Genomic DNA, 17842 nt, shown 5'->3' with positions numbered 1-17842 from the left:
AAGACTGATCAGCTCTTAGCGGAATGCGTGGTCAGATGAGCCGGAATTTGCATAATAAGAATCGGTATTGGTGACAGTGCTGATTCTTTTTATTTGCATAAAAATAAGGAGGAAAAGAAATTGAGCAGAGCGAAAAATCCCAAATATGAATCCATGTCATTGGAAGAACTGAAAGCCAACATGGAAAAAAGTAAAAAGGAACTGGAACATGCGATCCACAATAAAAATCTTCTGGAGCAGAGAAAGAAGTTGGTGGAGCGAAAGGAACGTTCCCATAGATTGATTGTTAAAGGTGCAGAGTTTGAAAAAGCATTTCCATTATCCAGAGATTTGGAGCAGGAAGAAGTTCAGGATGTTATGGATCAGTTGAAGAACAGCAGTTACAACAAGAGTATTGTACGACAGGGTTACATGGCAGCTTTACACAAAGAACAACAGCAAATTGCAGAAGCAGTTGAAAAAGCAGAAAGAGGAGATGACGGCTAATGGCACTGTATCATTTTTCAGTAAAGCAAGTTTCCAGAGGAAAAGGTCAGACAGTGGTTAATTCCGCAGCTTATATTTCGGGGCAAAAGCTTTATAACGATTACTATGGACAGACGCATGATTATACAAAAAAGTCGGGAGTGGTTTTCACAGAAATCCTGACACCGGAATATGTGCCGGAACGTTTGTCTGACCGGGAAACACTTTGGAATGAGGTAGAGCAGATAGAGAAAAGTAAACGGGCACAGTTAGCTTATTCTTTTGATATTGCTTTACAAAATGAACTGACATTGGATGAAAATATAGAATTGGCGAGAGAGTTTTGCTGGGAGCAGTTCGTAGCTCGTGGCATGATTGTAGATCTGGCAGTTCATGAGGGAAAATCAAAGAACGAAGATGAACCGGACAATCCACATTTTCATGTACTTGCTCCAATCCGTCCTTTTACAGAAGAAGGAAGCTGGGGAAACAAGCAGAAACGGGAATATGTTTTGGATGAAGACGGAAATCGGATTAAAGATGTCAAAGGAAAGGATATATTCAATGCTGTTTCTACTACCGGATGGAATGATCCGGAGCTTTTAAAGGAATGGAGAAGAGCGTGGACAGAGAAGGTGAACGAAAAATTCCGGGAATGTCACATGGCAGCAAGAATTGATCATCGCTCTTACAAAGAGCAGGGAATTGATTTGATTCCGACGATCCATGAAGGGTATGAAGTGCGAGCAATGGAGAAAAAGGGAATTAAAACAGTGATTGGGGAACTGAACCGAGCTATCCGGCAGTTCAACCATATGTTTATTTCTCTGAAAGAATCCATTCAGTGGATGAAGACAGCGTATGAGGAAATGAAAGCCGAACTGGATCGCAGGCAGAATCCGACACTTCTGGAAAGCTTGCAAGATTATTATGATAAGAAAGTGCAGGGCAGACCACCGCTTCCAAATTTCTATGCGGAGATGAAACGGAGAGGGAAGAATCTCTCCAACTTACAGGAGTTTGCAAAATCCATCAATTACCTCCAGACTCATAAGATAGAGACAATGGAGGATCTGCAGGAAAGGATTGATGAACTGAATGGTGTTGTATCAGTCAGCAAAAAAGAAATTTCCGAAAAGCGAGAGCAGTTAAAGAAATTGGAAAATCTGCAAAAGATGGCAGAAGTAATAAAGGCAAACCAGCCATTGATAGACGAGTACAACCATTTCTTTTTTCCGAAAAAACGAGAGAAATACTATCAGCAGCATAAGAAAGAAATCAATTATTATCGCAAATGTGAACGGGAACTGAAACAGCACTTGGATAAAAATGGAAAGGTGCCAACAGCCAGATGGAAACGCGAGAAAGAAGAACTCCGGTCTGTGATCGAAGAGCTGAAAGCAGATAATCAGCCTTATCAGGACGAACTTGCATTTGTAAAAAAGGTACAGAGTTGTGCAGACATTGCCAGATGTGACCGGGAAATGGCAGAAACAGATACCTCCGGGCGTTCAGAAGAAAAAAGGGAGAAGCAGGTGAAGTTCCCGGCATTTCACGCAGCCCAGACAGAAGATATTTTCGAAGAAAACAGTAAAGCAGAGCAACAGTCGGTGAATGAGACGGAGCGGAAACCAGAAAAGAAGACTTCTATTCGGAAACAACTGGCTGAAAAGAAGAAAGAGTGTGAAGAACGTGATGCAAAACAACAGACAGTGAGGAAAAAACGGAACTATGATATGAATTTATAGAAGTCTGTCAGCAGGACAGGCAGGAAAGGATGATGAAAATGCAGTATACAGAAGAACAGATTGCAAGAGCAAACCAGACCGATCTTGTGTCTTTTCTGAACGCACAAGGGGAACAGTTGGTGAAAAGTGGTAGGGAATACCGTTGGAAAAAGCATGACAGTGTAACGATATCCGGAAATCGATGGTATCGGCATAGTCAGAGTAAGGGCGGTTATCCGGTAGACTTTGTGATGGAATTTTATTATGCAACATTCCCGGAAGCAGTGAAAATTCTGATTGGGGAAGAAGGCGAAGGCAGGCAGAAGTCCTGCCCCGCCCCGTCTAAAGACTTCCGATTACCGGAGAAAAATGAGGATAATGAAAAAATCATGAAGTATCTGACAGAAAAAAGAGAGATTGAGAAAACACTGTTGGAAGATTGGATTGACAGAGGTGATATTTACGAAGAAAAGAAGCATCATAATGTTATATTTGTCGGCAGAGATGCAGATGGTATTCCAAGATATGCACACTGCCGGGGAACTGGTGAAATAAAATATCGTGGAGATGTAGCAGGTTCTGATAAATCTTATGGATTCAGTTACAGAGGAACGGATAATCAGTTGTTTGTATTTGAAGCAGCCATTGATCTGCTTTCATTTATCCAGTTATTTCCAAAAGATTGGAAGAAACGTAGCTATCTGAGTCTGGGTGGAGTCTCTAGTGTGGCACTGATGACTTTTCTTTCTGAACGCCCTCAGATTACTTCTGTTTTCCTGTGCCTGGATAATGACCAGGCAGGGAATGAGGCTTGTGAGAAGCTGGCAGAAGAAATTCTGGAAGGGTACAGTGTAATTCGTCTGAAACCATCACGAAAAGACTGGAACGAAATTCTCTGTGATAAAAACGCCGACAGAAAGAAAGCAATTGCAGAAACAATCACAATCAAAGTACCAGAAACAGAAGAGCTGGTGCCGATGTTGTGTTATGAAGACATTGAACAGACCAATGTGGATTGGTTGTGGTTCCCCTATATTCCATTTGGAAAACTGACAATTATTCAGGGCAATCCGGGAGAGGGAAAAACTTATTTTGCAATGATGCTGACGGCAGCCTGTACCAACAGAAAATTGTTTCCGAATATGGAAGATATCGAACCATTCAATGTAATCTATCAGACAGCGGAGGATGGTATGGGTGATACGATCAAGCCAAGACTGGTAGAAGCAGGAGCTGATCTAAGTCGGGTTATGGTGATTGATGATTCGGAAGAAGTGTTGACGTTATCCGATGATCGAATTGAAAAAGCAGTCAGACAGAATCAAGTGAGGCTTGTAATTATTGATCCGGTACAGGCGTTTATTGGAGCAGATGTGGATATGAACCGTGCAAATGAAGTACGCCCGGTGTTTCGAAAACTGGGAATGATTGCAGAGAAGTCCGGTTGTGCCATTGTATTGATCGGACATCTGAATAAGTCCTCCGGAACACAGAGCACTTATCGAGGACTTGGTTCTATTGATATCATGGCAGCAGTGCGAAGCTTGATTTTCATTGGGAAAGTAAGAAAAGATCCAACCACGAGGGTATTGATTCATGAAAAAAGTTCGCTAGCGCCACCGGGGGAGACAATGGCGTTTAAACTGGGAGACGAAGAAGGTTTCCGATGGGTGGGAGCCTATGAGATTTCCGCTGATGAATTGTTAGATGGGAAAGAAGGAAAAGCAACAGAAACAAAGCTGGAGAGAGGGGCAAAGTTGATCAAGGAACTGCTTGCTGATAAAAAAGAAATTTCAATCAGGGAACTAGATGAAAAAGCAAAAGAGCAGGGAATCTCTGGAAGAACCATGCGTGATGTAAGAAGTCGGATGAAGAATGAGTTGGAGTATCAAATAAATGAAAAGCAGGAAAACAGTATTCGATTAAAAGAATGATGGGTGGCAGAGTCATTGAAGAAAATATAGATTTTTATAGATACCTTATCTGCCACCTGCCGTCTGCCAGTGTATGAAATTACGAAAACAGATTGCGAATCGCTTGCAACTTGCAATCAAACAAGATATAATGAAGAAAAAAGAGGAGGCGATATCTATGGCAAGAACAGCAAATGTATTTGCACGTGTCGAACCTGAAGTGAAAGAACAGGCAGAACAGGTGCTTGATCGACTTGGTATTCCAATGTCCAATGCAGTAGGAATGTTTCTGAGACAGATTGTACTCCAGAGAGGAATTCCTTTTGAAATGAAACTTCCAGCTTATGAAGAGCCTGTTGCATATGGCTCTCTGACAAAGGAACAGTTCGATGCAGAAATAGAGAAAGGCATGGAAGATATTAGGGCTGGCAGAGTATATTCAGCAGATGAAGTTGAAGCAGAAATGAAACGAGAATTTGGTATATGAAATATAAAGTGATGTATACAGCAGGAGCAAAGAAAGATCTGCGAAATATTTTCAGATATATTTCAGAGGAACTGTTAGCTCCGGAGAATGCTGCAGGACAGACAGAGCGGATTATGACGGCAATTCGGAAGCTGGATACTATGCCGAACAGAAATCGGCTCTATGAGGAAGAACCGTGGCACAGCAGAGGACTTCGATTCTTTCCGGTGGGTAATTATCTGGTATTTTACAAAACAGATGATGAAACTGAAATAGTATATGTAGTGCGAATTATGTATGGTGGACGTGATGTTCATAAACAGTTAAGTCAAACAGAAGACGTTTCAGTAAATTAAAACAGAATATGGAACTAAAACACGAGCAGTTAGTCTATGAAAAATAGGTTAGCTGCTTTTTTCATGCAAAAAAGGAGGTGCCGTGTATGGGATATGCACGTAGAGATGTAGAGAAAACAAAGAAAATAGCGAAGAAATTTGTCCGTTATCAGGAAGGGGCAGAGCTTTACAGCATTGGGCTGACGAAATTCCAAGAGCTGGCGAAAGAAGCCAAAGCAGTGTATAAGATTGACAAAGTTGCTCTTGTAAACTGTGAGATATTTGAAAAGTATCTGGAGACATTCCGGATTGCGTAGTGGAGAGAAGAAAACTGTGGAAGGACGAAAAACAGGGATTGACTTTTTGTCATACGAAAACTATAATGAAGATGTGGAGGAATAAGAACAGATATGGCGAAGACAGGAAGACCAAAGTCGGATAATGTAAAAAAGAAAGTATTGAGTATCCGAATGGAAGATTCTATGTATAAGCGTATTTGTGATTATGCCGGAAAACACAAAATGACTGTGACAGAAGTTGTCCTGCAGGGACTGGAAAAAATATTGAACAGACCTGAATAACATGAAGTCTTTCCTTTATTTGAAGGAGGATTTTATATGGCACAGACAAGAAAAGATCTGCGGGGCAGAGTCCTGCGGAAAGGTGAATCACAGAGACGTTCAGACGGGAGATATGTATATACTTATACGGATCCTCTCGGAAGACGTAAATATGTTTATGCACAAGACCTTGTAACGCTTCGGGAAAAAGAAGCACAGCTCATGAAAGATCAGATGGACGGTCTGGATATTTATGTTGCCGGAAAGGCTACAATAAATTTTGTATTTGACCGTTACATGAGTCTCAAAAACAATCTGAAACCAACGACCAAGAGCAATTATCTTTATATGTATGACCGATTTATCCGGGAGACATTTGGAAAGCGGAATATAGCAGAGATCAAGTATTCTGATGTGGTGCAGTTCTATAATCACCTGATTGAGAAGCAGGAACTGAAAATCAACACGTTGGAAACCATTCATACGTTATTGCATCCGACTTTTCAACTGGCTGTAAGGGATGACATTATCAGAAAAAATCCTACGGATGGAGTCATGGCAGAATTAAAGAAAAACTTAGGCATGAAAACCGGTGTGAGACATGCACTGACAATTCCGCAGCAGAGAGCATTTATGGAATATATTGCTACGCATCCGGTTTATTTTCACTGGTGGCCGATTTTTACGATTTTTTTTGGAACCGGGTGCCGAATCGGCGAAGTTTTAGGGCTTCGATGGGAAGATATCGATTATGAGAAGCGGATTATCAGCATCAATCATAATCTAACGTATTATCCGGTAGGAGAAGACCGGGCATCGGAAAATCATATTTCAATGCCGAAAACAGAAGCCGGAATGCGTACGATTCCCATGTTGGATACAGTGAAAGATGCTTTTGAAATGATCTGGGAAGAGCAGAAAGAAAATGGCTGGACAGATGCAGAGATTGATGGGATGACAGGCTTTGTTTTCTGTAACCGTTATGGAAATGTAATGAATGCTCAGTCAGTCAATCGGGCAATCAAGAGAATATCTTCTGCCTATAATGCGACGGAAGAAGTAGAAGCAAAGAAAGAGCATCGGGAGCCGGTGCTGTTGCCGAACTTTTCAGCGCACAGTTTGAGACACACATTCTGTACAAGGCTTTGTGAAAGAGAAACCAACCTGAAGGTTATCCAGTCGATCATGGGGCATAAGGATATCCAGACCACTATGGATATCTATGCAGAGGCGACAGAGGAGAAAAAACAGGAAACATTTGAACATTTGGCTGCAACAATGGATGTATTTTAAGAAGGGCTTATGAACCCTTTCATCTGACAACAGAAATAACCAAATGACATCAAATTGACAACAGATATGATTTGACAATGATTCATCATGAATGGTGATGAAGAGAAGACAATTTAATAGGAATAGCTCAGCGAAGCATCACGAAGGGTAATGAAGAAAAATCAAAAAAATTCCCGACAATGAAGTCCTTGAATGATGTAAACAAGGGCAATGATGTAAAAAATCAGCCTGTCGAGGAAATGAAAGCAGAGCCTGAAAAGATTGATTTCTCTAAGGTAAAGATTGAGCCTTTATTTGAGGAAGCAGTTGATTTTGACACATTCTCAAAGTCAGATTTCAGAGCCGTTAAGGTAAAAGAATGTGTAGCAGTACCGAAGTCAAAGAAGCTGTTGCAGTTTACCCTTGATGACGGAACAGACACAGACCGCACCATTTTAAGCGGTATTCACGCATATTACGAGCCGGAAGAGCTTGTAGGTAAGACACTTATCGCTATCACAAATCTTCCTCCTCGTGCTATGATGGGTATTGACTCTTGCGGTATGCTCCTCTCCGCTATTCACGAAGAAGAAGGCGAAGAAAAGCTCCATCTGCTTATGGTTGATGACCACATCCCGGCAGGCGCAAAGCTGTATTAAACTGATGTAACGATGTACCGTTTAACCAAATAGACGGGACGTACTTCATTTGATAAAAAACTAAAAAAACAGCGATTTACATCAAACTTACATCAATTGATGCAGAAATCGGTGCAAGCAAGAGAAAATCGCATAATTAGTGCAATGAGTGGGCAATTCCAATCGGAGTTGCCCATTTTCTAAAATGAATGGAAATGCAAATCGGTATTTAATGCTTAACGAGGAGGAATAAACATGGCGAAGAAAGAAGAAAGATTTGAAGTTATATTTAGAGATGGAAGTTCGCTTAAAGATGAAGGGATTCGACAAATTCTTGTAGATAAGGAGACTGGAGTTAATTATCTTTGTTGGAAATCTGGATACGGGGCTGGTATTACACCTCTTCTGGATTCTGAAGGAAAAGTCATAGTTACTAAGTAAAATTAAAGTTTGTAGAATTAAGAAAATCGGAATTTATTAAGGAGGATATGGATGAAACTGTTTTTATGTTCGCACTTTTCAAGTGTAGGAAGTTTGATAAAAGAAGAAATTGATAACAAGAAAGTCGCATTTATTCCCACAGCTTCGCTGCGTGAAGGCTATACCGGTTATGTCGGCTCGGCTCGAAAGCTATTCAATAAACTGGGAGCAACCGTAACGGAAATTGATATTTCAACGGAGGCTTATTTAACGATACAGTCCGTTTTTGAAGATGCGGATGTGATCTATTTTACTGGTGGAAATTCTTTCTTCCTTATGGATCAGCTCCGTAAAACGAGAACGGATGAGCTATTGAAGAAGGAATTGGCAAAGGGAAAACTGATGATTGGTGAATCGGCGGGTGCGATTATATGCGCTCCAACTATCCAATATATTGAACAAATGGATGAAAAGCCGGAGGACTACTCACAAGAAGATGATGCAGGGCTTGATTTGATTGATTTCTATGTTCTTCCGCATTATCTTACAGCACCATTTAAGAAAGTTACTGAGAAAATAATGACTGAATTTTCGGATTTGAATCTATGCCCAATTAACAACCGTCAGGGAATTGTAATCGATGGTGAAGGTTCAAAGGTTATTTGCAAAGACTAATTTGAAAATTCCAGTTTTTGAAACTGAGAAATCGGAATTTGGGGAGGTAAAGAGAATGATTACAAAGCATGTTGTTGTGCTACCTTATGATGAACACTGGACACGGGATTTTTGTGAAATCAAGAGTGAAATCCAGGAAGCTCTTGATCAACTGGCTCTTGTGATAGAACATGTTGGCAGCACTTCAGTGCATGGTTTATCAGCGAAACTGATTATTGATATTGATGTCGTCATTAAAGATTACTCCATGCTTGACGCTGTAATCTCTGCCTTAGAAAGAATCGACTATCACCATGAAGGAAACCTTGGTATTGCCGGACGGGAAGCATTTAAATATGAAGGCAAAACCCATTTGCGGAAGCATCATCTATATGTATGCCCGCGAGATTCTGAGGAACTGAAAAGGCATATTGCTTTCCGTGAATATTTGCGTTCTCATCCGGAAGCTGTGCGTGAATACAGTAGAATTAAAGAAGAAGGCGCTGCACTCTATCCATTTGATATTGAGAAGTATATCGAGCATAAGTCACCGTTTGTCGAAAAAATCTACTCAGAAATAGGGATATGACAAATTCCCGTTTATTGGGAAGTCGTAGAGAACGAAAAATCGGAATTTGTGGAGAGATTTCCTGAACTTTCCTTATTTTTCAAGGCTTACAGCCTCTTAGATAGTGAAATGATATGTATTTTCCCTTATCTTTGCCCTTATGCGGAATCCGCAAGGGAAATAAGGGAAATTTTTAGTTAAGCATTGCTCACTACTTTATCAAGAAGTCTTGCGGAATCCCGTTTTGCTTTTCTTGTTGAGTGAGCGTAAATATTCATTGTGGTACTGACATCAGAGTGTCCTAACAGTTCCTGTACATCTTTCGGTGCAGCCCCATTGGAAAGCAGATTGCTGGTGTAGGTGTGACGTAACTGGTGGAAATGGAAATCTTCAAATCCTTCCAGTTTCTTTGACACTGATCTGCATACAATGCTGAGTGTACTCGGCAGTTCCAAAGAGCCATCCGGTCTTAAGCAGACAAAGGAGATTTCTTTGTAATCTGCCGGGACTTCCTGCGTTCCGTCAAGGTGATAGTATTCATAATAGACTCTGTTTTTCACATGAACTTCTTTGTAGTAATTGCGGTGATATAATTCGCCATACTGCATCCGGTTTTTGAGTTGTTCCTTTCTGGCAGCTTTCAGTATTTCAGTCAGGGTATCGCCAAAATCAACAATCCTAACTTTTTTCCGCTTCGTTGGTCCAATAATGTTTTTGTGTTTCATGCCGTCGTAGCGGATACTGCGTTTTATGGTCAGGCATTGTTCCTCAAGGTTAATGTCCTGCCATGTAAGACCACAGGTTTCTCCGATACGGAGCCCGGCATAATACGCAATCTGAATCGGTAGAATGGCAGGTGGGTTTTTCTTTTCCAGATACTTGATAAGTTGCTCGTAATCATCATGCGAAATCGGTTGTGTGCCTTCTTCCACTTCATCATCGGAAAAGAGGTCAACTTCCTCTGCCTGTCGTTTCAGTTTGATATATTGCATCGGATTGAAACTGATTAGTTGTTTTGGAAATACTGCAAAACGGAATGACTGCTGTAACACTGCGGAAAAAGAATGGATATAATCTTTGCTGTATCCCTTTCTTACTTTCCCGTCTGGAAACTCACCACCGAATGTAAGCAGATCAAGAAATGCCTGTAAATGTTCGGCAGTAACTGTTTTCAGTTTGCGGTCTGCAATCGGGTGTTTTTTGATACAGCGGATTGCACCAAGATAATTTTCCACTGTGCCGTTGCTGAGTGTCCCGGTTTTCAGTTCTTCTTCCGCCCACATATCCAGAAGCTCTCCTACCGTAAGGCTGTCTGCCTTTGCGACAAACTTCTTATTTTCGTAATCTTCCAGTGCTTTGCGGAGAAGTTTTTCCGTCTCACTTTTACTTTCGGTTCCAGCATATTCTTTCTGAACCATTTTACCGCTTGCATCTTCTACATAGAAGCGATAGTACCATTTTTTTCCTTTTTTTCTAACAGATCCTTTTGCCATAATTGTATTTCTCCTTTCGATATCAGACAATCGGAACTGTTGAAATGCTTCTTGCGTGTAAGTATATCACAACTCCGGTTGTCTTACTATACCGATTCAGAATCCTCATACATAACTTCGGATAAAAGATTGGCAAGTCTTTGTTCGGCTGCTTCCGGTTTCTTTGAATAGAGCCTTATCACATCTGCCATATCGTTAAATGCGTTGACAGTATGTGTGATCTCTCTGAGAAACATAATCTCATTATATTCATCTTTCGATTCGAATCCCATTACTTTGGCAATGTCCGCATCTTTGGTACTGCCTTTGTAATTTTTACAGGCGAACTGAAACGAATCCAGAAACAGTTCATATTGCTTTAACATTAACAGCAGTAAGTCTTTAGAAAAAGCGTCTTCTGTTTTATTAAGATCAAGAGGTAACTGTTTGAGAATATCGCCCATCACATCACGAATCTGCAATTCCTTCTTATCCGTAATATCAGTTTCATATTCATCGGTTTCCCCTTTGAGCCATTCAATCGATACATGAAGTGCTTCCGAAAGGCCTTCCAGTACCATCTTTTTGGTATTGTCAATCGAACCATTCTCATAACGCAGGATTGTGGAAGCGGTAACTCCCATCTTCTCTGCGACATAAGGCTGTGTCAGATTTAATTCGAGACGGCGCTGTTTTGCCCTGCTGCCGATCAGCTTGCGTAGTTCTTTATCTTTCATGCTGATGTGCCTCCTTTTTCGGTATGTCATTACTATACCACGCAACAAAATATATTGCAATATGCAATTTATAGAAAACGAATGAAATTTCATAATGCTTGACAAAGCAATATAAACACGCTATACTGACAGCACAAATGAAATTGCATAATGCAATTTAAAAGGAGGTGGTCATATGACACAAAGAAAGATTGCCTTATCTATTGAAGAAGCTGCTGATTATACGGGAATCGGCAGGAACACCCTGAGAAAACTGGTGGAATGGAAGAAACTTCCGGTATTAAAGGTTGGGAGAAAAGTCCTGATCAAAACGGATATGCTGGAACTTTTTATGGAAGCCAACGAGGGCAGAGACTTGAGGGATAAGGGAAATGTGAAAGCAGTCACAAGAAACGGTTCAACTTAAAAAAGCGGTTCCCGAAGAAACCGCCAAAGGTTCTATCAGACCGGAGTCATGATATACCTACACGCAAACAGATTATACCATGTACTTCGTCTGACAGACAACAGGAAACTTATGTTTGGAAGAAAAAGAAAGGACGATGATATTTATGGCAAGATCAACAAAGAGTTATGAGGAGCGTATGCTCCAGTTGGAAAAGAAAGAACAGGAAAGCCTTGAGAAAGCAAAACAGTATGCAGCACAGAAACGGGAACTGAAGAAACGTCAGAAAGATGTGGAAACTAAAAAGCGGACACACAGGCTCTGCCAGATTGGTGGTGCGGTGGAATCGGTGCTGGGTTCTGCGATTGAGGAAGATGATATCCCAAAGCTGATCGGCTTCTTAAAAAGGCAGGAAGCAAATGGGAAATTCTTCTCAAAGGCAATGCAGAAAGAGCCAGTTGCAAATACGGAGGAAGTGTAATGCCGGAGGGAGTGGATTTTCCATTCCCTTCATTGCTTTTTCATGAAGGGCGCACTTATGGACAACCAGAGGTCGTCCGTATAAGTTTGCCACAGGTGGCAACCGGTCTGCGCTTATGCTTGCCGGGCTCGTTCCGTCGGCGGGGCTTTCAGCCAGACCTGCTCATGCCGCAGGAGGCACTCTTCGCCAGAGGGGCGCATTCCATGCAGGCTGTTATGCACAGGGCACTCTTACGCAGAGGGCGTTCCGGCAGATACCATTTTCTTTTTGGGAAAACGTTACCTGCCGGAAATCAAAGCCGGATACGGCAGAAAGGGGGAAACGGAGCATGGCGATTTTTCATTATACAGTAAAGATTGTTGGACGCAGCAAAGGGAAATCCATCATATCAGCATCTGCGTATCTCAATGGTGATGTGATGAAAAATGAAGAAACAGGCAGGATCAGCTACTACACTGCCAAAAAAGAAGTCGTTTATACCAGCCTGTTGATGTGTGAAAATGCACCACAGGAATGGCTGAACGTACCTGCTGAAAATATCAGACGGTTTCAGAAATCTGCCCGATATAAAAGAGCAGATAACAAAGATGCTGCACTGGGAAAATTTAAACTTACTTTTCAGAAACAGCGTTTATGGAATGAAGTTTTGAAGATTGAGAAGACCTCGGATGCACAACTCGGCAGGTCATTTGAATTTTCGCTTCCGAAAGAATGGAGCCGACAGGAACAGATTGATTATACAACTGAATATATTCAAAAGACCTTTGTAGATAAGGGAATGTGTGCGGACTGGAGTATCCACGATAAAGGAGATGGAAATCCCCATGTGCATTTACTTGTGACGATGCGACCATTCAATCCAGACCACTCATGGGGGAACAAAGAAATCAAGGATTGGGAGTTTGTCAGAGATGAAAATGGAAATATTGTGGTGGATGAATCCCATCCGGACTGGTGGCAGGATAAAAAGAACCCTGACCGTCATGGAATCCGAATCCCCGTACTTGATGAAAATGGAGTCCAGAAAGTCGGGACAAGGAACCGCAAACAGTGGAAACGTGTATTAACCGATGCTACCGGGTGGAACAATCCGAAAAATTGTGAGCTATGGCGGAGCGAATGGGCAAACGTCTGTAATGCACATTTGAAAACGGAAAATCACATTGACCACCGTTCTTATGCAAGGCAGGGAAAATTAGAGATACCGACGATCCATGAGGGCGCAGATGCCAGAAAAATTGACGAGAAATTTCAAAACGGACAGACATCCTCTACTTCATGGAAAGTAGAGGAAAACCAGATCATAAAAAGACAAAATGCACTGCTGGATAAAATACAGATTTCTTTTGGAAAAGTATCCAGTGCATTAACACAATGGAAGGAGCGATTGCGTGACATTAGAAGAAAGCCGGGAAGTCATTCCCATGATGGAGACAATGATAAACCAGATCGAGGAACAGCAGAATCTTATGGCAGAGATGGTACAGGAATTGCAGGAACGGGACAGGCAGCTCCTGTCTTTTCAGGAGCAGAACCAGAGTTTAAAAAGCTTAAACAGCGAATTATCCAGGCTGCTAAATCTTTTGCCAGATACAGAAGAACTGCTCTCACAGATCGAGCAACAGAAAACCAGAATCGAACAGTTGGAAAACGAGAATCAGCAATGGCAGGAATTAACGCAGAAGCTGAACAACGAGAACAGCTTATTGCAGAAACAGAACAGCGAATTGCTGACCTTAAACAGCAGATAGAGAAAGCGAGGGAGATCGATGAGCGAATGCAGAAACTTAGAGAACGTCGGGCAGGTGGAAGAACTTCTGCTGATGACCGAACAGATGCAGGACGAACTGGATCAGAAAGACCAGACAATCCAGGAACTAAACAGGCAGCTAAGCGAATCGCTGACCTTGAACGAGAAATTGAACAGCGAAAACAGAGCCGAGAATATCGAAGCATTGCGGACAAGATTAAGGCAAACAGAGGAACGATTGACCAGCGAGACAGACAGCAGGAAAAGAGCCGACGCAGAAGCCGTGGCATGGAAATTTAAGTATGAAAAAGCAGAGCAGGAAAAACTTTATGCACAGACACACCAAAAGACGGTAGAGGTAGCTGTTGAGAAAAAAGTGCCTTATGAGAAATGTGAAAAATGTGACCGTACTGCTTACCGGAAAGCAAAAGAAAAATGCGATAGCCGTAAAAGCCAGTTAGAAAAGAAATATAAAAATATGACGATTGGTTATGAAAGTATCTTGTTTCTACTGGCATGGTACAGCATAACAACAACACTGTTTACTGCGATTCTTTCGCCGGTTTTCCTTAACGACTGTATCGTCTTTTTCGGTGCGTTAGGAAAAGGAATGGGAAGTTTATTTCGGGAGTTTGTGACAGGTGCAGACTCTTTCGGACAGTTAAGCAGTGGAATACCTAACAGTATTCTTTCCGGGATTGTGTACTGGCTGATTGCCGGTACTGTCATGGCAATTTTATTCGTAATAACCGGGTGGCTGATAATCGGGATTGGTTATCAGGTAGGAAAAATCTACCGGAAATATTGTTGGGATATCATCAGTATCGTGGTAGCGATAACGAGTACAGCTGTTGTAATTTACTTTGGAGAATGGATTAAAAACGCTAATCCGATAAATCTTATTGTATTGCTATTACTGTCGCATATTATTTATATTGGAATCAGATGTTATGTGAAAGACTGGATGGAAGAACGAGGATATTATTAAAAGAGGATAGGGAAATTTCATAATCTTCCTGTCCTTAGTAAGGGACTATTGATTGTTTATATAAAGAAAAAGTATATAAATAAATCTTGACAATTAGTACGAACTCGGACTATACTATAAAAGTCCGGATTCGTACTAATTTAAGGAGAAAAAAGATGAGAAAAGATAATAATATGATAATACAGTTGCAACGATATTATGCTTTATGGAAAGAATGTACAGCAATGTATGAGGAATGGTCAAAGGATCAGGGACTGTCTTCAAATGGAGTTTTTGCTTTGTATTCATTTTATGAAAGTAATGGAAGATGCACGCAGAAAATGATAAGTGAAAAATGGAATATACCTAAGCAAACGGTAAATACGATACTAAAAGATTTTCAGAAAAAAGGATACATCAATATGGTATCTGATGATTCAGACAAGAGAAATAAGCTGATATGCCTCACAGAATCAGGAATGGAATATACGAAAGATATCATAGAAAAACTGCACTCAAAAGAAATATATGTAATCGAAAAAATGGGATTAGAGAATATAGAAAGTCTTAATGATAATACAGAGCTGTTTATCAGACTTTTCAAGGAAGGAGATTGTAAGAAAAATGAATCATAAATCATTATTTTTTAAATATGTTATTCCATCTATTATAGCATTTGCATTATCAGGAATATATGCGATAGTGGATGGATATTTTGTAGGCAATACCATAGGAGATGCTGGACTTTCGGCTATTAATATTGCATATCCGATTGTGGCTTTGATTCAGGCTCTTGGAACAGGAATTGGTATGGGAGGAGCTGTTTATTACTCAATTAATGCAGCAGAAAAGAAAGGAAAACGGGCAGAAGAATTTATTGCTACAAGCTGGTGGCTTCTTGTAATAGTAAGTGTTATCAGTACCATAATTATTTACTCCTTTTCGTCTAAAATTTTAGGATTGCTTGGAGCAGATGGAATTATATTAACAAATGCGACAGATTATATCAAAATTATAGCACTTGGAGCAATATTGCAGATTCTTGGAACTGGAATGATGCCATTCATTAGAAATTATGGAAACTCTTTCTGGTCAATGTTTGCGATGGTTGGTGGATTCATAACCAATATTGTTCTGGATTTTATCTTTGTATGGATATATGAAATGGGCATGAAAGGTGCAGCCACAGCTACAATAGCCGGACAGGGTGTGACTGCAGCAATTGCAATCATATACGCATTATATAATAAAAAGTTTTATGTGTATGTATCCTTAAAAAATGTAAAAGAAATGTGTGGCGCTATATTCAGAGTAGGTCTTGCACCATTTGGGCTAGCATTGACTCCTAATATTTCATTGGTGTTTATAAACCGATTCTCCGCTTCTTATGGGGGAGAAAAAGCTATTGCAACTTATGCATGTGTATCCTATATTATCTGTATCATATATCTCATATTGCAGGGCGTAGGTGATGGAAGTCAACCTTTAATGAGCCGTTTTTATGGTGAGAAGGATCAAGAAAGCCTGAGAGGAGTTCAGAGAATGGCATACATTTTTGCAATAATTCTTGCTGTTTGTGGTGGAATTATCATGTATGTAAACAGAGCAAATATTGGAGGGGTTTTCGGAGCTTCTTATGAAGTAAGTATTGAGATTTCTAAAATTGTACCTATATTTTTAGTGTCATTACCATTTGTTGCGATTACCAGAATAGCGACAGCTGGATTTTATGCTACTGAAAAAAGTGGATTGTCATACATTCTTACATTCATTGAACCAGTATTGATGCTGATATTTATGCTTGTTTTACCACCTTTATTTGGTGGACAGATTATGATATGGTGGAGTACGGTATTGGCACGTGTTTTTTCAGCGATTCTGGCATTCATACTAATAAAATATTGCGAAAAGGGAGATTTGCAATATGGAATACAGAAAATTTAACAATCAGATAGTAGCAAGAATAATCTAGGTTTATCTATTGTATTTTTAAGGACAGCCTCATAGCAATAGGGCTGTCCTTTTAAAATTATGAAGCTAATTTTTAATAAATTCTAGTAGATTTTGATTGGAATAATCATAACTCTAATGAATCTTCAGCATCTACCCACATCTGTAAATTCCCATCAAGATATAACCTTGCATATTCTAATGGCTCATCGATTGCAAGCGATGTCAAAGCACAATCAGATCCAGGTGTGGTTCTTAAATTTTTTTCTGCTTCCCAACAATCAATACGGAGTATATAGCCCGTATTAGTATATACATCAATGCTGTTGCACTGTGGATTGTATTCTGCAAATATTGTTCTCATCGTATCCCATCTCCTTATCATTTAATCAATCAGTAGTAGCAAAAATTAAGAAGCATTTCAATCAGTTCACCATGTCACTTTTATTTTGTGTTATACTGTCTTATAGATTTTTCTTGCCCTTGTATTTGCCCTTATCAGAGTGCATAAACACTGATGGGACGATATAACACAAGGGAAATAATAAGGGAAAGCTCACCTGCGACAAATCCAGTGTTTTCAAGGGGGTGCGAAGAATTTAATAATAAAATATAACAGTTATTAAATTTCTTAAAACAGGTGAAATCTCAATCGGAATTTGAAGCGGAGGTATGTATTATGAATATAGGATTTTGGTCGTGTATAATTTTGGTAATACCATTTCTGATTATAGGTGTGTTATTTGCGATTTTTAAGGAAAAAGCAACAAAATTTGTTTCGGGATTTAATTCATTTTCTAAAGAAGAACAGGCATTGTATGATAAAGCTTATATCTCTCGTGATATAAGAAATCAGTGCTTTATGTGGGCTATTATAATGTTGGCAGGAGCATTATTATCCTGCTTTTTAACCCCATATATAGCTATACCAACCTATATTATTTGGTTAGTTCTGTTTTTTAGAGAAGTCCACTTTGATAATCATAAAGCGTTTGAAAAATATTTATTAAAGTAAATTCAAGTTTGTAGGGCAGATAAGCTGTTTATTTGAGTAGAAAAAAGAATTACAATTAATAACGCCG

At 40.1% G+C, this 17842-nt stretch carries 21 protein-coding genes and 1 pseudogene; 19 read left to right on the top strand and 3 right to left on the bottom strand.

Annotated features, from left to right (window positions below):
• The first annotated feature begins 120 nt into the window (after window positions 1–120).
• The 12 genes and pseudogenes from DXD92_RS14220 (at window position 121) to DXD92_RS14165 (ending at window position 9039) form a co-directional block, all read left to right on the top strand.
• On the top strand, window positions 121–486 hold the full coding sequence (locus DXD92_RS14220; RefSeq protein ID WP_118640804.1) for a DUF3847 domain-containing protein: 366 nt from the start codon (window positions 121–123) through the stop codon (window positions 484–486).
• Window positions 486–2213 carry a MobQ family relaxase gene (gene mobQ / locus DXD92_RS14215; protein ID WP_118640802.1) on the top strand — a complete coding sequence of 576 codons (1728 nt, stop codon included), beginning with the start codon at window positions 486–488 and terminating at the stop codon, window positions 2211–2213. Before DXD92_RS14220 ends, mobQ begins: the two co-directional genes overlap by 1 nt.
• A gap of 38 nt (window positions 2214–2251) precedes the next feature.
• Entirely contained in the window at window positions 2252–4126 is a 1875-nt protein-coding gene (locus DXD92_RS14210) for an AAA family ATPase (RefSeq protein WP_118640812.1), read from the top strand.
• Between the two features lie 157 nt (window positions 4127–4283).
• Window positions 4284–4592, top strand: a complete 309-nt coding sequence (locus DXD92_RS14205; protein ID WP_118640800.1) for a type II toxin-antitoxin system RelB/DinJ family antitoxin — start codon at window positions 4284–4286, stop codon at window positions 4590–4592.
• Window positions 4589–4927 (top strand): type II toxin-antitoxin system RelE/ParE family toxin, encoded by a 339-nt coding sequence (locus DXD92_RS14200; RefSeq protein ID WP_026649467.1) that lies wholly within the window; start codon window positions 4589–4591, stop codon window positions 4925–4927. Before DXD92_RS14205 ends, DXD92_RS14200 begins: the two co-directional genes overlap by 4 nt.
• Before the next feature lie 86 nt (window positions 4928–5013).
• A complete protein-coding gene (locus DXD92_RS14195) occupies window positions 5014–5223 on the top strand; it encodes a DUF6462 family protein (protein WP_118640798.1) in 210 nt (69 codons plus the stop codon).
• 93 nt (window positions 5224–5316) lie between these two features.
• Window positions 5317–5487, top strand: a complete 171-nt coding sequence (locus DXD92_RS18770) for a hypothetical protein (RefSeq protein ID WP_199696580.1) — start codon at window positions 5317–5319, stop codon at window positions 5485–5487.
• A 36-nt stretch (window positions 5488–5523) separates the two neighbouring features.
• Complete coding sequence (locus tag DXD92_RS14190; protein WP_118640796.1) at window positions 5524–6759, top strand: tyrosine-type recombinase/integrase; 1236 nt, start codon at window positions 5524–5526, stop codon at window positions 6757–6759.
• Window positions 6760–6929: 170 nt separating this feature from the next.
• Window positions 6930–7397, top strand: a pseudogene (locus DXD92_RS14185) (lysine--tRNA ligase); the annotation flags it as partial.
• A 234-nt stretch (window positions 7398–7631) separates the two neighbouring features.
• Entirely contained in the window at window positions 7632–7817 is a 186-nt protein-coding gene (locus DXD92_RS14175) for a DUF6440 family protein (protein WP_055267402.1), read from the top strand.
• A gap of 51 nt (window positions 7818–7868) precedes the next feature.
• The gene (locus DXD92_RS14170; RefSeq protein WP_055267400.1) at window positions 7869–8471 is read left to right on the top strand and encodes a Type 1 glutamine amidotransferase-like domain-containing protein; all 603 of its coding nucleotides are present in this window, start codon (window positions 7869–7871) and stop codon (window positions 8469–8471) included.
• 55 nt (window positions 8472–8526) lie between these two features.
• The gene (locus DXD92_RS14165; RefSeq protein ID WP_118640810.1) at window positions 8527–9039 is read left to right on the top strand and encodes a GrpB family protein; all 513 of its coding nucleotides are present in this window, start codon (window positions 8527–8529) and stop codon (window positions 9037–9039) included.
• 176 nt (window positions 9040–9215) lie between these two features.
• Here the strand turns inward: DXD92_RS14165 and DXD92_RS14160 are convergent, their stop codons facing one another.
• Both DXD92_RS14160 and DXD92_RS14155 read right to left on the bottom strand, forming a co-directional pair.
• On the bottom strand, window positions 9216–10511 hold the full coding sequence (locus tag DXD92_RS14160; RefSeq protein WP_117347818.1) for a tyrosine-type recombinase/integrase: 1296 nt from the start codon (window positions 10509–10511) through the stop codon (window positions 9216–9218).
• An 86-nt stretch (window positions 10512–10597) separates the two neighbouring features.
• Window positions 10598–11227 carry a helix-turn-helix domain-containing protein gene (locus DXD92_RS14155; RefSeq protein ID WP_117347817.1) on the bottom strand — a complete coding sequence of 210 codons (630 nt, stop codon included), beginning with the start codon at window positions 11225–11227 and terminating at the stop codon, window positions 10598–10600.
• A gap of 175 nt (window positions 11228–11402) precedes the next feature.
• On the opposite strand from DXD92_RS14155, the gene DXD92_RS14150 reads away from it, so the two are divergent.
• From DXD92_RS14150 to DXD92_RS14120, 6 genes are all read left to right on the top strand, one after another.
• Window positions 11403–11633, top strand: a complete 231-nt coding sequence (locus DXD92_RS14150) for a helix-turn-helix domain-containing protein (RefSeq protein ID WP_002578307.1) — start codon at window positions 11403–11405, stop codon at window positions 11631–11633.
• Between the two features lie 145 nt (window positions 11634–11778).
• Window positions 11779–12093 carry a DUF3847 domain-containing protein gene (locus DXD92_RS14145; protein ID WP_002578306.1) on the top strand — a complete coding sequence of 105 codons (315 nt, stop codon included), beginning with the start codon at window positions 11779–11781 and terminating at the stop codon, window positions 12091–12093.
• A gap of 328 nt (window positions 12094–12421) precedes the next feature.
• Window positions 12422–14143, top strand: coding sequence for a MobA/MobL family protein (locus tag DXD92_RS14135; RefSeq protein WP_009243741.1), 1722 nt, complete (start codon window positions 12422–12424; stop codon window positions 14141–14143).
• Window positions 14082–14831 carry a DUF6040 family protein gene (locus DXD92_RS14130; protein ID WP_009243742.1) on the top strand — a complete coding sequence of 250 codons (750 nt, stop codon included), beginning with the start codon at window positions 14082–14084 and terminating at the stop codon, window positions 14829–14831. Before DXD92_RS14135 ends, DXD92_RS14130 begins: the two co-directional genes overlap by 62 nt.
• Before the next feature lie 155 nt (window positions 14832–14986).
• Window positions 14987–15445: a MarR family transcriptional regulator gene (locus DXD92_RS14125; RefSeq protein WP_108817235.1), complete on the top strand. Its 459-nt coding sequence runs from the start codon at window positions 14987–14989 to the stop codon at window positions 15443–15445.
• Window positions 15435–16754: an MATE family efflux transporter gene (locus DXD92_RS14120; protein WP_109214827.1), complete on the top strand. Its 1320-nt coding sequence runs from the start codon at window positions 15435–15437 to the stop codon at window positions 16752–16754. Before DXD92_RS14125 ends, DXD92_RS14120 begins: the two co-directional genes overlap by 11 nt.
• 133 nt (window positions 16755–16887) lie before the next feature.
• Here the strand turns inward: DXD92_RS14120 and DXD92_RS14115 are convergent, their stop codons facing one another.
• A complete protein-coding gene (locus DXD92_RS14115) occupies window positions 16888–17124 on the bottom strand; it encodes a DUF6061 family protein (RefSeq protein ID WP_002578301.1) in 237 nt (78 codons plus the stop codon).
• A gap of 315 nt (window positions 17125–17439) precedes the next feature.
• Here DXD92_RS14115 and DXD92_RS14110 point away from each other — a divergent pair, with 315 nt between their 5' ends.
• Entirely contained in the window at window positions 17440–17775 is a 336-nt protein-coding gene (locus tag DXD92_RS14110) for a DUF3784 domain-containing protein (protein ID WP_055267398.1), read from the top strand.
• The last annotated feature ends 67 nt before the right edge of the window (window positions 17776–17842 follow it).

Origin of the sequence: Blautia sp. TM10-2 (genome assembly GCF_003480845.1) — a bacterium.
Lineage (GTDB): Bacteria > Bacillota > Clostridia > Lachnospirales > Lachnospiraceae > Fusicatenibacter > Fusicatenibacter saccharivorans.
This window is presented reverse-complemented; position numbering and strand designations above follow the sequence as displayed.

Bases quoted from the DNA above. Each gene is read 5' to 3' on its own strand.
- DXD92_RS14205 (WP_118640800.1), top strand. From the start codon at position 4,284: ATGGCAAGAACAGCAAATGTATTTGCACGTGTCGAACCTGAAGTGAAA.
- DXD92_RS14115 (WP_002578301.1), bottom strand. From the start codon at position 17,124: ATGAGAACAATATTTGCAGAATACAATCCACAGTGCAACAGCATTGAT.
- DXD92_RS14190 (WP_118640796.1), top strand. From the start codon at position 5,524: ATGGCACAGACAAGAAAAGATCTGCGGGGCAGAGTCCTGCGGAAAGGT.
- DXD92_RS14170 (WP_055267400.1), top strand. From the start codon at position 7,869: ATGAAACTGTTTTTATGTTCGCACTTTTCAAGTGTAGGAAGTTTGATA.
- DXD92_RS14200 (WP_026649467.1), top strand. From the start codon at position 4,589: ATGAAATATAAAGTGATGTATACAGCAGGAGCAAAGAAAGATCTGCGA.
- DXD92_RS14210 (WP_118640812.1), top strand. From the start codon at position 2,252: ATGCAGTATACAGAAGAACAGATTGCAAGAGCAAACCAGACCGATCTT.
- DXD92_RS14150 (WP_002578307.1), top strand. From the start codon at position 11,403: ATGACACAAAGAAAGATTGCCTTATCTATTGAAGAAGCTGCTGATTAT.
- DXD92_RS14120 (WP_109214827.1), top strand. From the start codon at position 15,435: ATGAATCATAAATCATTATTTTTTAAATATGTTATTCCATCTATTATA.
- DXD92_RS14165 (WP_118640810.1), top strand. From the start codon at position 8,527: ATGATTACAAAGCATGTTGTTGTGCTACCTTATGATGAACACTGGACA.
- DXD92_RS14135 (WP_009243741.1), top strand. From the start codon at position 12,422: ATGGCGATTTTTCATTATACAGTAAAGATTGTTGGACGCAGCAAAGGG.
- mobQ (WP_118640802.1), top strand. From the start codon at position 486: ATGGCACTGTATCATTTTTCAGTAAAGCAAGTTTCCAGAGGAAAAGGT.
- DXD92_RS14145 (WP_002578306.1), top strand. From the start codon at position 11,779: ATGGCAAGATCAACAAAGAGTTATGAGGAGCGTATGCTCCAGTTGGAA.
- DXD92_RS14110 (WP_055267398.1), top strand. From the start codon at position 17,440: ATGAATATAGGATTTTGGTCGTGTATAATTTTGGTAATACCATTTCTG.
- DXD92_RS14195 (WP_118640798.1), top strand. From the start codon at position 5,014: ATGGGATATGCACGTAGAGATGTAGAGAAAACAAAGAAAATAGCGAAG.
- DXD92_RS18770 (WP_199696580.1), top strand. From the start codon at position 5,317: ATGGCGAAGACAGGAAGACCAAAGTCGGATAATGTAAAAAAGAAAGTA.
- DXD92_RS14160 (WP_117347818.1), bottom strand. From the start codon at position 10,511: ATGGCAAAAGGATCTGTTAGAAAAAAAGGAAAAAAATGGTACTATCGC.
- DXD92_RS14175 (WP_055267402.1), top strand. From the start codon at position 7,632: ATGGCGAAGAAAGAAGAAAGATTTGAAGTTATATTTAGAGATGGAAGT.
- DXD92_RS14155 (WP_117347817.1), bottom strand. From the start codon at position 11,227: ATGAAAGATAAAGAACTACGCAAGCTGATCGGCAGCAGGGCAAAACAG.
- DXD92_RS14125 (WP_108817235.1), top strand. From the start codon at position 14,987: ATGAGAAAAGATAATAATATGATAATACAGTTGCAACGATATTATGCT.